The following is a 16,263-nucleotide window of genomic DNA, read 5'->3' as shown; positions in this document are numbered from 1 at the left end:
GGGTTCAGTAGACACAATTTTTGCTAGCCTTAAGCACATGACTAAAACACTGCAGGATTTGATTGACGAATCAATCTTTATTTCCACCGAATACCAGGCACGCCTAGCCGAGCTCAGTGGCGGATCTGAGTGGTCTGTGGACTTTTCAGCTCCGTCTTTCACCCTCCAGTCTGATAGCTCGGTCAAACTCACACCATATCTTTTAGGAACTGAATCAGAAAACCGCGGTTCTTGGATTTGGTCATGGCAAGAACTGGGACATTTCCCCGATTCTGTAGTTTCGGCAGCTATTCAGACAAGAGAGTCGGGAGCGCAGCACTCTATAGGTGAGCTGACCACAGATGAACTTCCACTCACTGAGGGTATTGCACGCCAGGTGACTCTTGCCGCTAAAGCCCTCACCGGCATTTACGCTCATTACCCTGTTACTGCTGGTGCAGGTGTTAAAGCGTGGATTCTTCTCGACGGTGACGCCTTAGAGCTTGAGGCTCCAACGATTAATCGTATGGGACGAGTCATGGCTCAAGCCCTCCAGACCAATACTGCTGTTAACCATCAGCGTGCCGTAGACTCCTATGCTCGTCTACGCGGCGCTCATATTGCTTGGGACACTGAGGCAACCGCTGTTATCACGACCACTGATGGTGCACTTCGTCTCTGGTTTGACGGCCAAAAAATCTCAGGTATTGAAGCAGCTGAGCCAGTTGTCGATTCTGCAGAGCTTAACCGTTGCGCAGCTCAAGCAATTGCGTTACGTGAACAGGCTGCAGCAGAACGCCAAGAAGTTGAGCGTATTGCCGCTTCCGAGGCTGCTGCACAGCTTGCTGCCCGTGAAGCAGAGCAGAAAGCTGCTCAAGAGCAAGCAGAACGCGAGGCTCAAGACCAGTTGGCACAGACTGTTCAAGAGCATGAACTACCTCAGACCCTTGAGGAGTCTTCTGAACAGACAGTTGAAGAAACAATCGAAGAGGTTGAAGGCGTCGTCACCACCGATCGTGTTTACCCTCATGCCGAGAAGCCTTACGATCAAGATCCTCAAGAGGATGCTCAGCCTGGTCGCATTACAACTTCTGCAATTGCAGACGAAGAAATTATCAGCGACACAGAAGAAGAACGTCCTGTGGCAACAGAACCTGTTGATGATGCTGATACATCAGAGCAAGAAGAACGTCCAAGTGCGTTCCGTGTTGCAGGTTCTGCTCCAGATCTTGAAGAAGAACAGCACGAAGAGGCACGTCGTCCACGACGTAAAGAACAGCAAGAGAAGAAAGGTTTCTTCTCTCGCTTCTTCGGACTATAGTCCTTGTCTTCTGTATAAGCACCCCCGGCTCATCGTGATGAGTCGGGGGCGCTTTTTCCCCTCTTTTTCTATTCACCTATTTTATAGAAATACGTACCCTTTATGTCTTCTTTTTCGACGCAGCAGACTTCGACTGCTTCTCATTCTTCACGGACGCGTTCTGGCCTCGTCTCAGCAATTGGTGCATACCTAATCTGGGGCACCTTTCCGCTCTATTTCGCGTTGACGCTACCTGCGACTCCTTATGAGATTGTCTCGATTCGTGTTCTTTTCTCGTTGTTGTTCTGTGCTGTCATTCTATGTTTTATACCGCACGGGTATCAGAAATTTTGGCAGGTTCTTAGCCGTCCCAAAACCCTTCTTGTGCTCTCTGCAGCCGCTCTACTGATCGGTGCGAACTGGTTATTTTATGTTATTGCTACGACGACAGGGCATACTCTTGATGCCTCTCTCGGGTATTTTATTAATCCGCTGGTTAACGTTCTTTTAGGGGTGTTCTTCTTACAGGAGAGGTTGCGTGTACTTCAATGGGTTGCGGTCGGTATCGCGGCGATTGCAGTGCTGGTCATGAGTGTACTTTATGGGCAGATTCCGTGGCTAGGATTGGGTCTTGCTTTTACTTTTGCGTTCTATGGTCTTGTTAAAAATAAGTTAGGTGGCAAAGTACCACCGATTGCTGCGTTTACTGTTGAGACGTTAGCGTTAGCTCCGGTAGCTATTGTGGTGTTATCTGTTCTGTGGCAACAACATCATTTGACGTTATTGTCGGAGGGTACTGCTCATTTTTGGATTCTTGCAGCCTCAGGTATTTTGACGACTCTGCCACTTTTACTCTTTGCCGATGCTGCATCAAAACTGCCGTTGAGCCTTGTAGGAATCATTCAGTATATGACTCCTACTATTCAGTTCTTCCTCGCAATTTTAGTTTTTGGTGAACAACTTACGGCAGAGCGTTGGATTGGTTTTATTTTGGTGTGGATCGCGGTTGCACTCTTTACTGCTGATGCAATTCGGTCTTCACGGGTGAGAAGGCGTGCGGTTCTTAAAGCTGTATAAGTTATTGGAAGAATAAGTTTTTCGTATGTTCTGCTCGTCATAATGGTTTGGGGTGGGCTCTCAGATGAGAGCCCACCCCAAACCATTTTAAGAGTGTGTTGAGATAAGACGGCTTTTAGATGCTGTCTTCTTCCTCCTCAGGATGACGAGAGAGGTTGACTGTGGCAGCAGCGAGACCTCCCCAAATCATGAGGATTGAGATTGTCATCATCATAACGGCACTAGTTTCCATTGGTTAGGCCTCTTTCTGTGCGTTAGTACGAGTGGGGTCGATGTATTCGGTCATGACCTCGCCACCGCTGACAGGCTGAGCTGGTGGCTGTAGGGCAGCACGTGAGCTATTTGACCATGGCAGACGAGAGATAACGACAGCAATGACCACGAGCAAAATAGACATTGCCCATCCGAACGGGATTAAGAGTGAGTCGGGGTAGCCCTCGTAGGGAGTGTTGATGAGCTTGATAACGGTAGTAATCAAGGTGTACCCCAGCACTAGTGGAGTGATAACTGCTAGTAGTGCCATCCAGAGTCCACCCACTTTGATGGAACCGTGTTGGTTGAGGTGATCGCGTAAGGTGGGTAGGCCACGTACGAAGTAGGCAACGGTGATGATAGCGACAAGACCTGCAGCAAGAATACCGAAAGTGTTGACGAAGTTGTCGAGGATGTCTAGTACGTATAGGGCTGAGGTCGTGGACATGAAGACTGTGGAGATGAGTGCGAGAGGCACGATGACCAGTGCGGTCGCGTTACGTCGAGCCATTCCAAATTTATCTTGGACACCAGCAACAATAACTTCCACGATGGAAATCATGGAGGTGAAACCGGCAAAAAGAAGTGATCCGAAGAAGAGCAGTCCGATAACGGTTCCACCAGGGGCTTGAGAGATGATGGTGGGGAATGCGATGAAGGCAAGCCCAATACCGGAGGTTGCTACTTCAGATACGGCGGTTCCTGCAGCGTTTGCCATGAAACCTAATGCTGCGAAGACACCGATGCCGGCAAGAAGCTCAAAGCCAGAGTTTGAGAATCCCACAACAGCACCAGAGCCGGTGAGATCAGCTTTAGGTTTGAGGTAAGAAGAGTAGGTAATCATGATGCCGAAGCCGACAGAGAGCGAGAAGAAAATCTGTCCGTAGGCGGCGACCCACACCTGAGGGTCAGCTAATGCTGCCCAGTTAGGGGTGAACAGTGCGTTAAGTCCTTGGAAAGCTCCTTCAAGGGTGAGGGAGTATCCGACAAGCACAACGAACATGATAATCAGTAGCGGAATAAAGAGAACGTTTGCAGCTCCGACTCCTTTTTGAACGCCGAGGGACATCACGATAAGTAGTACGGCCCAAATGAGTGCTAGAGGAATGAGGATTCCTGGAACGAAGTCAAAGGATAGGGCGGGGTCTCCTACGTGAAGGAATTCTCCGGTGAAGAATGAGGCGGGGTCTTCTCCCCAGCTACTGTTGAGGGAGAAGAGCATGTACCGCAAAGACCATGCAAGGATGGCTGCATAGTAGATGGCGATAATGAAGTTGATACCCATATGCCACCAACCGATGAATTCGGTTTTACGGTTGAGTCGGCGGAACGCTAGTGGGGAGGATGCGCGTCCGCGGTGTCCGATGGAGTAGTCGAAGAAGAGGAAAGGAAGCCCCGCGGTCAGTAGTGCTACGAGGTATGGAATCATAAATGCGCCGCCGCCGTGGTCATAGGCGACGTAGGGGAAACGCCAGATATTGCCCAGTCCAACTGCTGAGCCGATAGCGGCGAAGATAAATACTTTTCGGCTAGAGAAACTTTCGCGTTTCTTTGGTGCCTTTGCGGTTGCTCCCATGGAGTAATCCTCAAGTCGTTGTGTCAATGTGTGCATGTGTGTTTTACGTCAGGTTGCCTTATATGACGCACTTGCGTAAAAAATTTACTCTTTACAATGCCAGATTTATTGTCAAAATAACGACAATCTACAGCATTTCTCATTATTTGAGATAAACAGAGGGCGTGCACAGCAAAGACTCCCCTCATACTCAGATGAGAGGAGTCTTAACTTTGAGGACTCATAAATCGCCTAAGAATCACGGCGAACAACAGCGTGAGCGAAGGAGATGAGCGCTTCTTTTGCTGTTGAATCAGGCAAGGGTTTGAGCGCATCTACTGCATCATCAGCCCATTGGCATGCAATGCTCCACGCTCGTGCCGTAACAGGGTGGGCAGATAATGCTTGCACCGCCTGTGCTAAGGCTTCATCACTGGAAAGATCCCCACGAATCATCTCAAGGACCTCTTGTGCAGAGCGGTCTTCACGTTCAGCTTCTTGCTCAAGCAAAATGGTCGGTAAAGTGGGAACACCTTCTCGTAAATCTGTTCCTGGAGTTTTACCAGACTTTTTACCTTCGCCAGTAATATCGAGCACGTCGTCAGCTAGCTGGAAAGCAACACCAACGAGTTCTCCGTATCGTGCAAGAACCTGAATAGTGGATTCTGGGGCTTCAGAGAGAATACCGCCATATGAACCAGCTGCAGCAATGAGAGACCCTGTTTTACCTTCAATGACTTTGATGTAGTGACTGAGGATATCTTCATCTGGTTCTGGGCCAAGAGTTTCAAAGAGTTGCCCAAGGACAAGACGCTCAAAGGTTTGAGATTGAACAGCCATGGGGCGAGCGCCAAGATCACTGACAATCAGAGAGGCACGAGAGAAGATGAGGTCTCCGGTAAGGATTGCTACGGAGTTACCCCAGATATTTTGTGCAGTATCTACTCCGCGACGTTTGGGGGCGTCGTCCATGACGTCGTCGTGATAGAGGGTTGCAAGATGTGTGAGTTCAACGACGACTGCGGCGTCAAGGACTTTGTCGTTGATTCCACCACCGGCGGCAGCTGCCAAGAGTGTCAGTAGGGGTCTGATACGTTTTCCGCCAGCGTTGAGGAGGTGTCGTGAGGTAACGTCTGCGATACGGGAAGTTTGTGTTACAGCTTTAGAGAGGCGTTGTTCAATGTCGTTGAGGGATTCGAGAATTTGAGGTCCGAGGTGCTCATCTTGGGCGATGATGTCGAAGCCTTTGGGGAGGCTGTAGGCGATGTCGTTGAACAGGTCGTTTACCATGCTAGGCTCGCAGGTGTTCGTCTCGGGGGACTTATTTTGGTCTGTCACGGTAGGTAGTCTCTTTTTTCTCACGGGGTGTTATTTCTCAATAGTAAAGCCTCGACCGGGTTTAAAACCACGGTGTATAGCTACGATGCCACCGCTGAGATTGCGGTACTTTACGTTTTCCCATCCGGCTGTTATAAATTCTTGTGCAAGTTCGTCTTGTGTAGGCCACGCCAATATAGATTCTGCGAGATAAACATAAGATTCGGGGTTAGAAGAGATGACTCGTGCAACCGGTGGAATGGCTCGCATAATGTATTTTTGGTAGATGGTTCGGAAGGGTTTCCATGTGGGTGTTGAGAATTCGAGGAGGACGATTCTGCCGCCGGGCTTGGTGACTCGGTAGAGCTCTTGTAGTGCCCGCTGATATTGGGCGACGTTGCGTAATCCGTATGACATGGTGACAGCGTCGAATGATTCGTCATCGAAGGGTAGTTGAGTGACGTCTGCTTGCATAAAGCAGATGTCGGGTCGACGGCGACGTCCTACGGCAAGCATTCCTTCTGAGAGGTCTGCTGCGATGACTTCTGCTCCACGGTCAGCGAGAGGCTCGGAGGAGGTGCCGGTACCTGCTGCGATATCGAGTATTTTTTGTCCTGGTGCAACGTTGAGTGCAGCGACTGTTTGTTTTCGCCAGTAGATGTGTTGACCTAGGGATGCGATGCCGTTCATGAGGTCGTAGCGGTCGGCAACGCCATCGAACATTGCGGCAATATCTGCTGTTTTTTTATCAAGGTCTGCTCGGTTCACATCTGCTATTGTTTCATGGTTTCGTTGAAAGCTCATCTCGGCACTCGTATGTTCTTGCTAAAGGACTGAAAAAACCTTGCTGTTGCGTTAGTCTCGACACATTCCCCACTATTGCATGTTTTTACACTACTATGCATAATTTTGCGTTAGGATGTTTAACACCGTTGAGCACACACCATGCATAACGCGTCAACCAACAACAGCTTGCCTCAAGGAACACACCATGAAAAAGACACTCTCCACCACAGCCACCATCCTCGCACTCACCGCCCTAACACTCACCGGATGCCAATCCACACACTCAACCACCGCAGAAGGTGACCCAAAACTCGTTACCAGCGGTGAACTCACGGTATGCACCAACAGCCCCTATAAACCCTTCGAGTTCGAACAAGACGGAAAAATTGTTGGATACGATATGGATATTGCACAAGCCATTGCCGACAAGCTCAAACTCAAACTCAACATCTCTAACACTGGATTTGAAGGGCTTGACTCAGGCGTAGCACTCTCTTCCGGACAATGCGATATCGCCATCTCCGGCATTACCAAAACCGAAGAACGAGCCACCAAAATGAGCTTCACCGAACCATACCTCAACGACAACCTCGGTATTCTCGTCCCCAAAGATTCGACAATCACCAACTCCGGTGACCTCAAAGGCCAAAAAGTTGCAGTACAACAAGCAACATCTGGAGAAGAATATGCAAACAAACATCAAGCAGACACCGTCCAATATGAAGACGCAGCGTTGATGATTCAAGCTCTACAAACAGGACAGGCACAAGCTGTCATTGCCAATATCTCCGTCATTTCTCAAGCACTCACTTCAGACAACTCTCTAAAAGTCGCAGAAGAAATTAACACTCACGAAGAAATTGCTGCAGCGGTCGCCACCGACAACCAAAAACTTCTCGACGAAGCAAATGATGTTATCACCACTCTCAAAGACAACGGTGAACTAGCCAAACTTCAAGAAAAATGGCTCGGAGTCTCCACCCAAAAGTAGCCCGCGAACCACACCATATTCTAAGCGGTGCTCTCAGGCACCTCACTCTCTAACGCACGGGGAATAAAGGACATTCCATGGCATTGACCTTACGTCAAAAACAAACCTACAGCAGATACGCTCAATATGCAGCACTAGCAATCATCGTTTTAGTGCTCATTGCCTTAGCAGACTGGCATACCCTCTACAAACAAGTTTTCAACCCAACTGTTATCGCAGAGCAATTTCCGTCGGTCATCACCGTGGCGCTCAAAAATACTATTATTTATACGGCGCTAGGGTTTAGCTTAGGACTATCACTAGGTATCGTTTTAGCACTGATGAAAATATCATCTATCGCTCCTTACCGTTGGATAGCATCAATTTATATTGAACTTTTCCGCGGTATACCAGCACTATTAGTATTCCTCGCCTTCGGGTACGGCATTCCCCTCGCATTCCACGTAAGGTTTAACAGCTATATCACCATCATGTTGGCATTAGGAATTGTTTCTGCAGCATACATTGGTGAAGTACTCAGAGCAGGGCTACAAGCAGTGCCCAGCGGACAATACGAAGCAGCACGCTCTCTTGGAATGTCCCACCCCCGTGCAATGGTCACCATTATCATCCCCCAAGCCTTCCGCATCGTACTGCCCCCGTTAACAAACGAAATCATCCTCCTAACTAAAGACTCTTCGCTGGTTTATCTCCTTGGCATGTCTATCTCAGAATACGAATTAGCAAAATTTGGGCGTGAAGGTCTCTCTGCAGCAAACGCGGGACTTACCCCTCTCGTGGTCGCAGGATTCTGCTACCTATTGATTACTATTCCTTTAGGTTTCCTTGCACGCTATTTTGAATCTCGTTTCAACACCACAACACGACGCTAACTCGTATCGAAAGATTACTATGACGACCCAACACCCCGCATCATCAGTTCATATCTCTGACCTGCACAAATCCTATGGCGCTGTAGAAGTCCTCAAAGGCATCAACCTTGAGGTTCACCCCGGAGAAGTTCTCTGCCTCATTGGCCCTTCAGGCTCTGGTAAATCAACGCTATTACGATGCGTTAACCTTCTCGAAACTCCTGAACAAGGAACCATCGTTGTTGCTGGGCACAACGTCTTGAGTCCAGACGTTGATATCAACGCACTACGACAAACAGTTGGCATGGTTTTTCAGCAATTCAACCTTTTCCCTCATCTGACAGTCCTTGAAAATTGTACTGTTGCACAGCAAAAAGTTCTTAAACGAGACAAACAACAAGCCAAGGACATCGCACTTAAAAACCTTGAAAAAGTTGGTCTGGCAGATAAAGCACAGCGATACCCCGAGCAATTATCCGGTGGGCAACAGCAACGAGTCGCTATTGCTAGGGCCCTCTCGATGAACCCTCAGCTCATACTCTTTGACGAACCCACCTCAGCTTTGGACCCCGAAACCGTCGGCGAAGTACTCACCATCATGCGAGAACTTGCTGAAGAAGGTATGACGATGATGGTCGTAACCCACGAGATGGACTTTGCACGAGATGTTGCGGACCGCGTCATCTTTATGGATCAAGGTGTAGTCGTCGAAGAAGGCCCAGCCTCACAGGTTATTGGCGCTCCACAGCAAGAGAGAACCCAAGACTTCTTATCTCGTGTTCTTCACCCGACGCAGGCTCGCCCTCAATAACGATAAGAAAGAGCCGCTGCTGAATCTTATAGCTGTTCGGCGGGAACCTGAACTTTTGGGTCAGGGTTCTCGCCGGTCAGCATAATGACCATCACTGTTGCTGAAGTATCGGCATCTACTTGGTGAAGAAGGTGATCCGTCAGATGGATCACCTGCCCGGGAGATAATGTGCGGGTCTGCCCACGAACAGTAAAGCGTACGTGCCCTTTGAGTACTTGCACAATAATAGGGTGAACGCTGTGGTGTTCTTTCCAACGTTGTCCCGGTGCTAGCTCAAGAAGCGTCACACTAGCACCTTGGGCATCCACAATTTTTTGCGCTCTCCCCTTATGTTCTGACGGTTGCAGTAATTCTGTTAGTCCGTTGAAGAAGAGGGCTTGCCCTTGATGTGTTCCTGCCATGAGTCCTCCACATGATGGATAGTGACGCTCATTCCTTCGGGAAGTTGATAAGCATGAGCGAGGTCTTCGAGTCGAACACGATGAGGTGTTCTAAAGAATCGTTCTACGGTGTGAGCATACGCAGAATCTTGCGCAAGCGTTCCGTGTTCAAGGGTTGCGAAAATACCGCCCCCACAATCGTCAAGAACGTCAATATGCAGCCGAGGAGTTAGCTCGTGTGGGCCGATGTTTAAAGAGGACGCGTCATAGAGATAGGTTAAATCTCCGCAGATAAGGCGCACGGGGTCAGCAGATTCAGAGGACGAATACTCGGTATCTCTCCCGTACCCACCCAGAGAAATACCGCTTGCAGTAGCGACCATTCCGTCAATTCCAGCTAATCCACGAGAGGCGTACACGCGGGGTGCGTGCGACTTACTCGGTGCAATAAGGTCGAGGTCACGAATAATATTTGAAGAACCACAAACAAGGATTTCATGATGTTCGAGAGCATTTTCCCACGCTTCGAGCGCTAAAGACATTCCGCTTAGCCGTTGGTCAGATTCTCCGGTATGGCGGTAGCTTTCAAGATCTTTTATGAGTCGCTGACGAAAATCTCTGCCAGATTCTTTCCACCGATACAGCCAACTTTGAGAGCTATGAACGGTTTGCCCGACACCGTACCCTGAGAACTCTGCTAGATCCATCAAGGTTGTGCAGATTGTCTCATCACGTTTTTTGGGTTCACACCAGCTAACAGGCTCGTTCATATATACGGCCCGTTGAACGTCTTGACGATGAAGCAACGCAGCGATTTGACGGGTCAGAGTCGGGTGCCCGAAGAGAACGACGCGTTCTATTTCTTCACTTAATGAGCTTTCAAGGACCTTCGGGTATGCCTCAATAGCTGTTTCGCCATAGCGGGCTTGTGAAGATGGTTCAGCCAGCAGAGGCAAGGAAAGCTTTCTCGCAAATTGTTCAGCAATAGGGCCAGCCCCGTCTCCTGCAATCACAACTGTTTTATAGGAGTTGTGTGGTCGATAATCTTCTGACAGGAAAGATTCTAGGGTGGTGTCGTTGCGCGGGATAGAGATATATTCTTGACGTTTTTTGAGGCTGTTAGCCCATTGAGTCAAAAGTGGCGCACTACCGGCAGGTGGAGTCAGCGGAGTATCAAAGCAAAGGTTGATATGCGCCGGCCCGATAGGGGTGTTAGAGGAGTGATTCCAATTTTCTGGGTCTCGTCCGCTGAGTACGGCAAGAACTTCTGAGAATTGTTGAGTTTGTTCTCCCGCCGGCGACTCTGGATATGCGGTGAGGTCTGCTTGTGCTCGTACAAATGAGGTAAAAATACCGGGCTGGTAGGTGGTTTGGTTAGCGCCAGTACCACGCAGCTGTTGAGGCCGGTCTGCTGTTAACGCGAGGAGAGGAATTCCGCTATGGAAGGCTTCCATCATTGCAGGGAGCAGTTCTCCTACTGCCGTTCCTGATGTTGTGACGATACCGACTGGGCGTTGTGTTGCTTTCGCTATTCCTAACGCGAGGAAGCTGGCGCTTCGTTCGTCAAGGCGGATATGGGCACGCAGAATGTTCTCTTGTTCGAGGGCAGCAATAGCATAGGCAAGGGGAGCGCTACGTGAGCCTGGGCAGAGTACGATATGTTCCATGCCAGCGCGAACGAGCGAGTCGAGAACAGAAATTGCGCTGATAAGCGATTCTGGGATGGGAGCATTGTCGTCAGCTGAAGTCACGTTGCTATTCTACTGTCTCTAGTGAGAGTGCGCGAAAAGTTGAGTTTTTATGGAGAATATTGTGGAGTGATTGATGCGTAGAAAGGTTTTTAATCTACATGAGGGGTGCTTTATTAAAGTTCCTTTACTTTAATAAAGCACCCCTCATCATGCATTAAAGTGCTCGTGATAATGTTGCCATTATTGCCTTATGAAGAGGCAGTTTTGGCTGTTACCGCAGAGTAGTCATAATAGAGGTCCCAGCGTTCTTCTTCAGTGAGTTCAGGGGTCATGAAAATCTGTTTGAAATTCTTGACGAGTTTGGTGCTTACTGAGTGTGATTTTATGGTTTTAGGGGAAGACTGTAATAGAAACATTTTCTTTACCTCTAATATCGTGGTTGACGCATTGGCGCTGGTATTTGGGGGCATCCAACTTCGAATGCGTCCAAGACCTCTTTGCCGTGAAGCATTTATCTTGCGAAAACCACAGTAACACAATTATGCCCCCACCTGTAGACCTCTATGGGGACAAAAGTGTCAGATTTTGCGAATATGAGACTGTTTTTGTCCCCCATTTATAAGATTTTGTTGCAATCTTAAAGAAAACAAAAAGCCTTCACCTGCCATCTTGAGCATTCACATCTTTCAGATTAGAGCTAAAACATCAACATCAAGACACCTTGACGAAAAATATCAGACAGATAAATAAAATACTGTAGCTATTAAAAACAAGGATTTTTTATCTTTTATATATCGTCAAAATAAACACCCAAAAAATATGGTGACTTTATTCACATCATTGTCATATAAGACGCCATTGGGTCACAAACGTTCCTCTATCACCCGATAACAAGCACGAACTCTCTCATGCCACCAACGACGGGTATCATCATCCACCAGCACAGAAGAAACGAGCCTCTCGTCCACCTCAACATCACGCACAGGAATTATCCCGTCACGAGCACATAATGAATCCCGCGTAACATCAGCAGACATTAAAGACACTGTCCCCAACCCACAACCAAAAGGAAGCTCCGGCAAAGAAGCCGCCAACGCAACGCCAGAACGAATCCCCACAGAACTTTCTAAAGCCGAAGAGACCACCACAGGCAACCCAGCCTGCTCACAAATATTGAGGGCACGTCGCACGCCGCCCAAAGGAGCCGCCTTAAGAATCAAAACATCAGCAGCACCACGCTCCGCTACATACAAAGGATCCTGTGCCTTACGCACCGACTCATCAGCAGCGATGAGCGTACTAATACCAGCTGCATTCAAACGATCACGTAGAAGCACCAACTCATCCACCGACGCAACAGGCTGTTCCACATACAACAGCTCAAACTCTTCAAGACGTTGTATTGCCTCAAACGCTTCCTCAAGGGTCCAACCACCGTTAGCGTCAACTTTTAAACGCGCATCAGGAGCATACCGGTGTACAGCACTAACTCGTGCAATGTCCTCAGCTAAGCTCTGCCCTCGCTCCGCAACCTTGATTTTGACCTCACGAATATCACCCTGATAACGTTCCAGAACACTAGGAACCTGCTCAGCATCCACCGCAGGAAGAGTCGAATTGACCGGAATAACAGAACGTATCGGCTCAGGAAAACCTAACCACGCAGACTCTAAAGCCGAAGCCAACCAATGCGCAGATTCCTCTGGTGGGTACTCCACAAATGGTGCAAACTCACCCCAGCCAGACTCTCCCTCAAACAACATTGTCTGACGGAAATGAACACCTCTAAACTTCACTCGCATCGGTATCTGCACCACAACACTATGAGCAAGCACCTCCGAAAGTTGTGGCAACGTATCCATCTTCCATAAAGACGATAAAGAGGGTTCCATAAAGCTCACTTCTTATACCAAAGACAACAGTTCCGTATCCCCCATCATAGCTAATCGCCGACAACCATAATCTAACTCGTACAAGCACCAAGGCCTGCCATCAGATGCCCCATCGACCACCAAGTATTCCGATAAACCCTCACCTAGGAACAGGCTTTATGAAACGCACACCATTTTGTCAGGAAAACTTCAAAACTTTCTGCAACAATAATGGTGGTTCTCAAACACCTTGACCACACCGTAGACCAGCAGAAAGGCAGTTCACGCACTCTTATGCACAGAGAAGAACAGCCCCGCCAACCGCATCATGGCGATCAGATAACTCAGGTTCTACCAACCACCCCAGTACCACAGCACTCCAAAGAACAATCCCCCGCCCTCAACACATCAGCACTCAGAGAACTCACACCCAGCAACCTACGGCGCACACGCCCCACATTCTGGGCAATGGTGCAACATCTTTTTGTATTCATTCTTCTAGGTAGTGCGCTCATTGGATTTTTTTACTTCTTCATCAAAACCAGAATTGGCCAACGCTTAGACGAAATTTCTTTTACAGAGTTCTCCTACCAACTCACCGATTACCAGCAACCTACCGAAAGAATACTTAACTTCATTCCAACCGTTGCCGCAATCAGCGCTGTCATTGGGCTATTCTTCGTCATTATCTGGAAGCATCGTTTTGTACCTTCGCTGATAGGTCTTAGCATTGCCACCTGTTCCTATATCTCAGCATATCTACTCAAATACCATCTCATCACCAAACCGGATTATGGCATCCAAGAAGCGGTCCTCAACTCTGCCCCGTCAGGGCATACCACCGTTGCGGCAGCCGCGGGTTCTGCCCTTTTCTTAGCGGCGCCTAAAAAACTTCGTCCGATCGTGGCTTTAATCTCTGCAATCCTCACAACAGCCACAGGATTTTCTACCATCGTCAACGGTTGGCATCGACCAGCAGACGTCATCACAGCGGTGCTCTTGGTATCCCTCTGGACGGTGATTGGTCTAGCGATTCTACGTTTTGTCCGTTCCGAAGAACTTGATATGAGCAACACTCAACGTAGCGGACTCATTCTTATCCCCTTATTAAATATTGCCGGGTTTTTCCTCGGGTTCTGTTCTTTGGCGCTCTACGCTATCACAATCTATTCGCCATTCCCCGGCTGTGCTCTCAGTGCCGCAACCTGCATGATTCTCACCGTCATCTCTTTTAGCACTTCATGGCTTGTTGCACTTTTAAGACCGCAGAATAAAGTACGCTCACCCTATTACACTAAAGTCTGGACTTACTAAAATAGGTGGGGTGGTACAGAACTCTAATGTTCTGTACCACCCCACCTATTTGAGCTATATGCTCAAGGACTATAAGCTACGACCGGTCGTAATAGGTCCGGTTAGACCACTTGGGTGGTCATCAAAAGTCACTTGGCTCAAACCTCGACCTTTATCTTCTTGGTTTTCTAACCACTTCATACGGTCAAGAAGAATACGAGTTGCCCCGCCAGAATACGGTAGCTGGTACATTGCGGCAGTAGCCACGCCAGCACTCGTATTTAAGGCAGAACCTTTAATACGGTCAATTGCATCTTGCATGGTATCTGCCATACGAACAATAAAGGTACGTTCTACGGGGATACCATGGCCGGGAACAAATACTCGATATCTATCAAGCTCAGCTAAATGACGCAGAGTCGATACCCATAGTTGCGGGTAAGAGTCGTCAAAAGCGGGGTCAGAACCTTGTTCTACGACGTCTCCGGTGAAGAGAACGTCATCTACACCGACCAACACGTCCGAATCAGTATGTGCCAGTCCCAAATAGAAGAGTGTTACTGCACGATCACCTAACTCAACTCGAGTAAATGAAGCGCGGGTTCCGTCTCCCGGTAAGAGTCGTTGAGGAACCACAAGATGCGTATTAGGTCCTTCTTGATGAGCCATCTCTGGTTCAAGAACTTCAACATATGAACGCTGTAGATTGCCATAAAGTTCAATAGCTCGTGCAGCTCGAGGGTGCGCCCAAAAATCTTGTGCACCATCAGCCTCAAAAACAGCGTTTCCCATAAAACGGTCAAAATGAGCGTGCGTGCTCACAATCGTCAGAGGAAGTTCGGTAATGCGTCGAACAGCACGCAGAATCTCTGCTCCCTGACGGGGGCCTGCTCCCGTATCGATGAGCATAGCTTTTTCCGCACCGACGATGAGACCCGAGTTCAGACGGTAATTATCCGTGCTGATAAGGTACACACCATCTGATATTTCATTTGTACGTGCCATGTGTTCTACGGTACTTGCAATATGCTATATATGCTGTGTTCTATACCGATAAAATGCCATGTCGCAATACATCTCACAGCATTTTATGAGGCTTTGCCCCCAATTATTCATAAGACAGATACGATATAGACCGTGATAGACTTCGGCAATTTTCCTTCAACAGGTACAACATCGACGCCCCCTATACGCGGACGGTACGCTCCTTCCCCCTCTGGAGATTTACATTTAGGGAACTTGCGAACCGCTCTTTTAGCGTGGCTTATGGCTCATAGCCAAGGCGGAGATATGGTCATGCGTGTCGAAGACCTTGATCGTGTTCGTGAAGGAGCTGCTCAACGACAGCTACACGACCTTGCTCAATTGGGTATTACCTATACCGGTGAGGTGCTTTACCAGTCCACACGCCAAGAAGCATATCTTCAAGCGGTTGAAAAGCTTAAAGAACAGCATCTGGTCTATGAGTGTTTTTGTACTCGTAAAGAAATTCAGCAAGCAACCACTGCTCCGCATGCTGCTCCAGGGGCTTACCCCGGAACATGTCGCTCCATCTCAGATGATGAGCGTGTTGCCCGACGAGAGGTGCGTACCCCCGCATTGAGGTTACGTTCTCAATGCTCTCAATATACGGTTCATGACTTTTTTTACGGAGAATACACAGGTGTAGTTGATGATTTTGTCTTAGTGCGCAACGATGGAACTATTGCATATAACCTAGCGGTAGTAATTGACGACGATTTTCAAGGGGTAACGCAGGTTGTTCGAGGTGATGATTTACTTCCTTCAGCCCCACGACAGGCGTATCTTGCGCAGCTTTTAGGATATTCTCCTGTGCAGTACGCACACGTTCCTTTAGCGCTCAATAGTGCCGGTCAGCGCCTTGCAAAACGAGATGGCGCTGTTACTGTCTCAGAGTTATATCACCAAGGTGTGAGCATCGATGAGATTGGACGACTCATTGCTTCTTCTATTCCGCTTCCGCGGTTAGACCCTCAGCATGGTGGTCTTTTGCCAAAGAATGCTTCAGAGATGCTCACAGTATTTTCCCCCCAGCTGATACGTCAGCAGCCCTGGGTTGTTATTGACCCGTTTGTGAAAGGATAGTGG

At 48.5% G+C, this 16,263-nt stretch carries 16 protein-coding genes; 7 read left to right on the top strand and 9 right to left on the bottom strand.

The features are described from left to right. Nucleotides 1-37 precede the first annotated feature (37 nt). Both ACN08W_RS01960 and rarD read left to right on the top strand, forming a co-directional pair. Nucleotides 38-1,300: a DUF6882 domain-containing protein gene (locus ACN08W_RS01960; protein ID WP_419102610.1), complete on the top strand. Its 1,263-nt coding sequence runs from the start codon at nt 38-40 to the stop codon at nt 1,298-1,300. A gap of 102 nt (nt 1,301-1,402) precedes the next feature. Further along, nucleotides 1,403-2,356 carry an EamA family transporter RarD gene (rarD, locus tag ACN08W_RS01955; RefSeq protein WP_419108650.1) on the top strand — a complete coding sequence of 318 codons (954 nt, stop codon included), beginning with the start codon at nt 1,403-1,405 and terminating at the stop codon, nt 2,354-2,356. A 115-nt stretch (nt 2,357-2,471) separates the two neighbouring features. On the opposite strand, the gene ACN08W_RS01950 is transcribed toward rarD, so the two are convergent. The 4 genes from ACN08W_RS01950 to ACN08W_RS01935 all read right to left on the bottom strand — a co-directional run bounded on the left by ACN08W_RS01950 (nt 2,472) and on the right by ACN08W_RS01935 (nt 6,284). Then, nucleotides 2,472-2,588 carry a methionine/alanine import family NSS transporter small subunit gene (locus ACN08W_RS01950; protein WP_419108649.1) on the bottom strand — a complete coding sequence of 39 codons (117 nt, stop codon included), beginning with the start codon at nt 2,586-2,588 and terminating at the stop codon, nt 2,472-2,474. A 3-nt stretch (nt 2,589-2,591) separates the two neighbouring features. Next, a complete protein-coding gene (locus ACN08W_RS01945; RefSeq protein ID WP_419106776.1) occupies nt 2,592-4,184 on the bottom strand; it encodes a sodium-dependent transporter in 1,593 nt (530 codons plus the stop codon). A gap of 231 nt (nt 4,185-4,415) precedes the next feature. Then, a complete protein-coding gene (locus tag ACN08W_RS01940; protein ID WP_419102825.1) occupies nt 4,416-5,453 on the bottom strand; it encodes a polyprenyl synthetase family protein in 1,038 nt (345 codons plus the stop codon). A gap of 78 nt (nt 5,454-5,531) precedes the next feature. Continuing rightward, nucleotides 5,532-6,284 carry a demethylmenaquinone methyltransferase gene (locus tag ACN08W_RS01935; RefSeq protein ID WP_419102613.1) on the bottom strand — a complete coding sequence of 251 codons (753 nt, stop codon included), beginning with the start codon at nt 6,282-6,284 and terminating at the stop codon, nt 5,532-5,534. Between the two features lie 187 nt (nt 6,285-6,471). On the opposite strand from ACN08W_RS01935, the gene ACN08W_RS01930 reads away from it, so the two are divergent. The 3 genes from ACN08W_RS01930 to ACN08W_RS01920 all read left to right on the top strand — a co-directional run bounded on the left by ACN08W_RS01930 (nt 6,472) and on the right by ACN08W_RS01920 (nt 8,919). Next, nucleotides 6,472-7,257 carry a transporter substrate-binding domain-containing protein gene (locus ACN08W_RS01930; RefSeq protein ID WP_419106575.1) on the top strand — a complete coding sequence of 262 codons (786 nt, stop codon included), beginning with the start codon at nt 6,472-6,474 and terminating at the stop codon, nt 7,255-7,257. 77 nt (nt 7,258-7,334) lie between these two features. Then, nucleotides 7,335-8,129, top strand: a complete 795-nt coding sequence (locus ACN08W_RS01925) for an amino acid ABC transporter permease (protein WP_419102615.1) — start codon at nt 7,335-7,337, stop codon at nt 8,127-8,129. A gap of 19 nt (nt 8,130-8,148) precedes the next feature. After that, entirely contained in the window at nt 8,149-8,919 is a 771-nt protein-coding gene (locus ACN08W_RS01920) for an amino acid ABC transporter ATP-binding protein (RefSeq protein WP_419102616.1), read from the top strand. Nucleotides 8,920-8,945: 26 nt separating this feature from the next. Here the strand turns inward: ACN08W_RS01920 and ACN08W_RS01915 are convergent, their stop codons facing one another. The 4 genes from ACN08W_RS01915 to ACN08W_RS01900 all read right to left on the bottom strand — a co-directional run bounded on the left by ACN08W_RS01915 (nt 8,946) and on the right by ACN08W_RS01900 (nt 12,882). Further along, nucleotides 8,946-9,320, bottom strand: a complete 375-nt coding sequence (locus ACN08W_RS01915; protein WP_419102617.1) for a cupin domain-containing protein — start codon at nt 9,318-9,320, stop codon at nt 8,946-8,948. Beyond that, on the bottom strand, nt 9,275-11,050 hold the full coding sequence (menD, locus tag ACN08W_RS01910) for a 2-succinyl-5-enolpyruvyl-6-hydroxy-3-cyclohexene-1-carboxylic-acid synthase (RefSeq protein ID WP_419108648.1): 1,776 nt from the start codon (nt 11,048-11,050) through the stop codon (nt 9,275-9,277). Before menD ends, ACN08W_RS01915 begins: the two co-directional genes overlap by 46 nt. A 188-nt stretch (nt 11,051-11,238) precedes the next feature. Continuing rightward, entirely contained in the window at nt 11,239-11,406 is a 168-nt protein-coding gene (locus ACN08W_RS01905; protein WP_419102619.1) for a hypothetical protein, read from the bottom strand. Between the two features lie 447 nt (nt 11,407-11,853). Beyond that, entirely contained in the window at nt 11,854-12,882 is a 1,029-nt protein-coding gene (locus ACN08W_RS01900) for an o-succinylbenzoate synthase (protein WP_419108647.1), read from the bottom strand. A gap of 210 nt (nt 12,883-13,092) precedes the next feature. On the opposite strand from ACN08W_RS01900, the gene ACN08W_RS01895 reads away from it, so the two are divergent. After that, nucleotides 13,093-14,175, top strand: a complete 1,083-nt coding sequence (locus tag ACN08W_RS01895; protein ID WP_419108646.1) for a phosphatase PAP2 family protein — start codon at nt 13,093-13,095, stop codon at nt 14,173-14,175. 69 nt (nt 14,176-14,244) lie between these two features. Here the strand turns inward: ACN08W_RS01895 and ACN08W_RS01890 are convergent, their stop codons facing one another. Beyond that, nucleotides 14,245-15,159, bottom strand: coding sequence for an MBL fold metallo-hydrolase (locus ACN08W_RS01890; protein ID WP_419102622.1), 915 nt, complete (start codon nt 15,157-15,159; stop codon nt 14,245-14,247). Between the two features lie 132 nt (nt 15,160-15,291). Between ACN08W_RS01890 and gluQRS the strand changes: the two genes are divergently transcribed. Then, nucleotides 15,292-16,260, top strand: coding sequence for a tRNA glutamyl-Q(34) synthetase GluQRS (gluQRS, locus tag ACN08W_RS01885; RefSeq protein ID WP_419108645.1), 969 nt, complete (start codon nt 15,292-15,294; stop codon nt 16,258-16,260). Nucleotides 16,261-16,263: the final 3 nt, after the last annotated feature.

The organism is Rothia sp. CCM 9419, from assembly GCF_048512815.1.
In the GTDB taxonomy this organism is placed as follows: domain Bacteria; phylum Actinomycetota; class Actinomycetes; order Actinomycetales; family Micrococcaceae; genus Rothia.
Note: the sequence above shows the minus strand (reverse complement) of the source record. Positions and strands in the feature narration are given on the sequence as shown.

Excerpts from the sequence above, each read along its gene's own strand:
- ACN08W_RS01905 (WP_419102619.1), bottom strand. The coding sequence starts at position 11,406 with ATGTTTCTATTACAGTCTTCCCCTAAAACCATAAAATCACACTCAGTA.
- ACN08W_RS01945 (WP_419106776.1), bottom strand. The coding sequence starts at position 4,184 with ATGGGAGCAACCGCAAAGGCACCAAAGAAACGCGAAAGTTTCTCTAGC.
- ACN08W_RS01900 (WP_419108647.1), bottom strand. The coding sequence starts at position 12,882 with ATGGAACCCTCTTTATCGTCTTTATGGAAGATGGATACGTTGCCACAA.
- ACN08W_RS01960 (WP_419102610.1), top strand. The coding sequence starts at position 38 with ATGACTAAAACACTGCAGGATTTGATTGACGAATCAATCTTTATTTCC.
- ACN08W_RS01920 (WP_419102616.1), top strand. The coding sequence starts at position 8,149 with ATGACGACCCAACACCCCGCATCATCAGTTCATATCTCTGACCTGCAC.
- ACN08W_RS01950 (WP_419108649.1), bottom strand. The coding sequence starts at position 2,588 with ATGGAAACTAGTGCCGTTATGATGATGACAATCTCAATCCTCATGATT.
- ACN08W_RS01940 (WP_419102825.1), bottom strand. The coding sequence starts at position 5,453 with ATGGTAAACGACCTGTTCAACGACATCGCCTACAGCCTCCCCAAAGGC.
- ACN08W_RS01930 (WP_419106575.1), top strand. The coding sequence starts at position 6,472 with ATGAAAAAGACACTCTCCACCACAGCCACCATCCTCGCACTCACCGCC.
- ACN08W_RS01915 (WP_419102617.1), bottom strand. The coding sequence starts at position 9,320 with ATGGCAGGAACACATCAAGGGCAAGCCCTCTTCTTCAACGGACTAACA.
- ACN08W_RS01890 (WP_419102622.1), bottom strand. The coding sequence starts at position 15,159 with ATGGCACGTACAAATGAAATATCAGATGGTGTGTACCTTATCAGCACG.
- ACN08W_RS01895 (WP_419108646.1), top strand. The coding sequence starts at position 13,093 with ATGGTGGTTCTCAAACACCTTGACCACACCGTAGACCAGCAGAAAGGC.
- rarD (WP_419108650.1), top strand. The coding sequence starts at position 1,403 with ATGTCTTCTTTTTCGACGCAGCAGACTTCGACTGCTTCTCATTCTTCA.
- ACN08W_RS01935 (WP_419102613.1), bottom strand. The coding sequence starts at position 6,284 with ATGAGCTTTCAACGAAACCATGAAACAATAGCAGATGTGAACCGAGCA.
- ACN08W_RS01925 (WP_419102615.1), top strand. The coding sequence starts at position 7,335 with ATGGCATTGACCTTACGTCAAAAACAAACCTACAGCAGATACGCTCAA.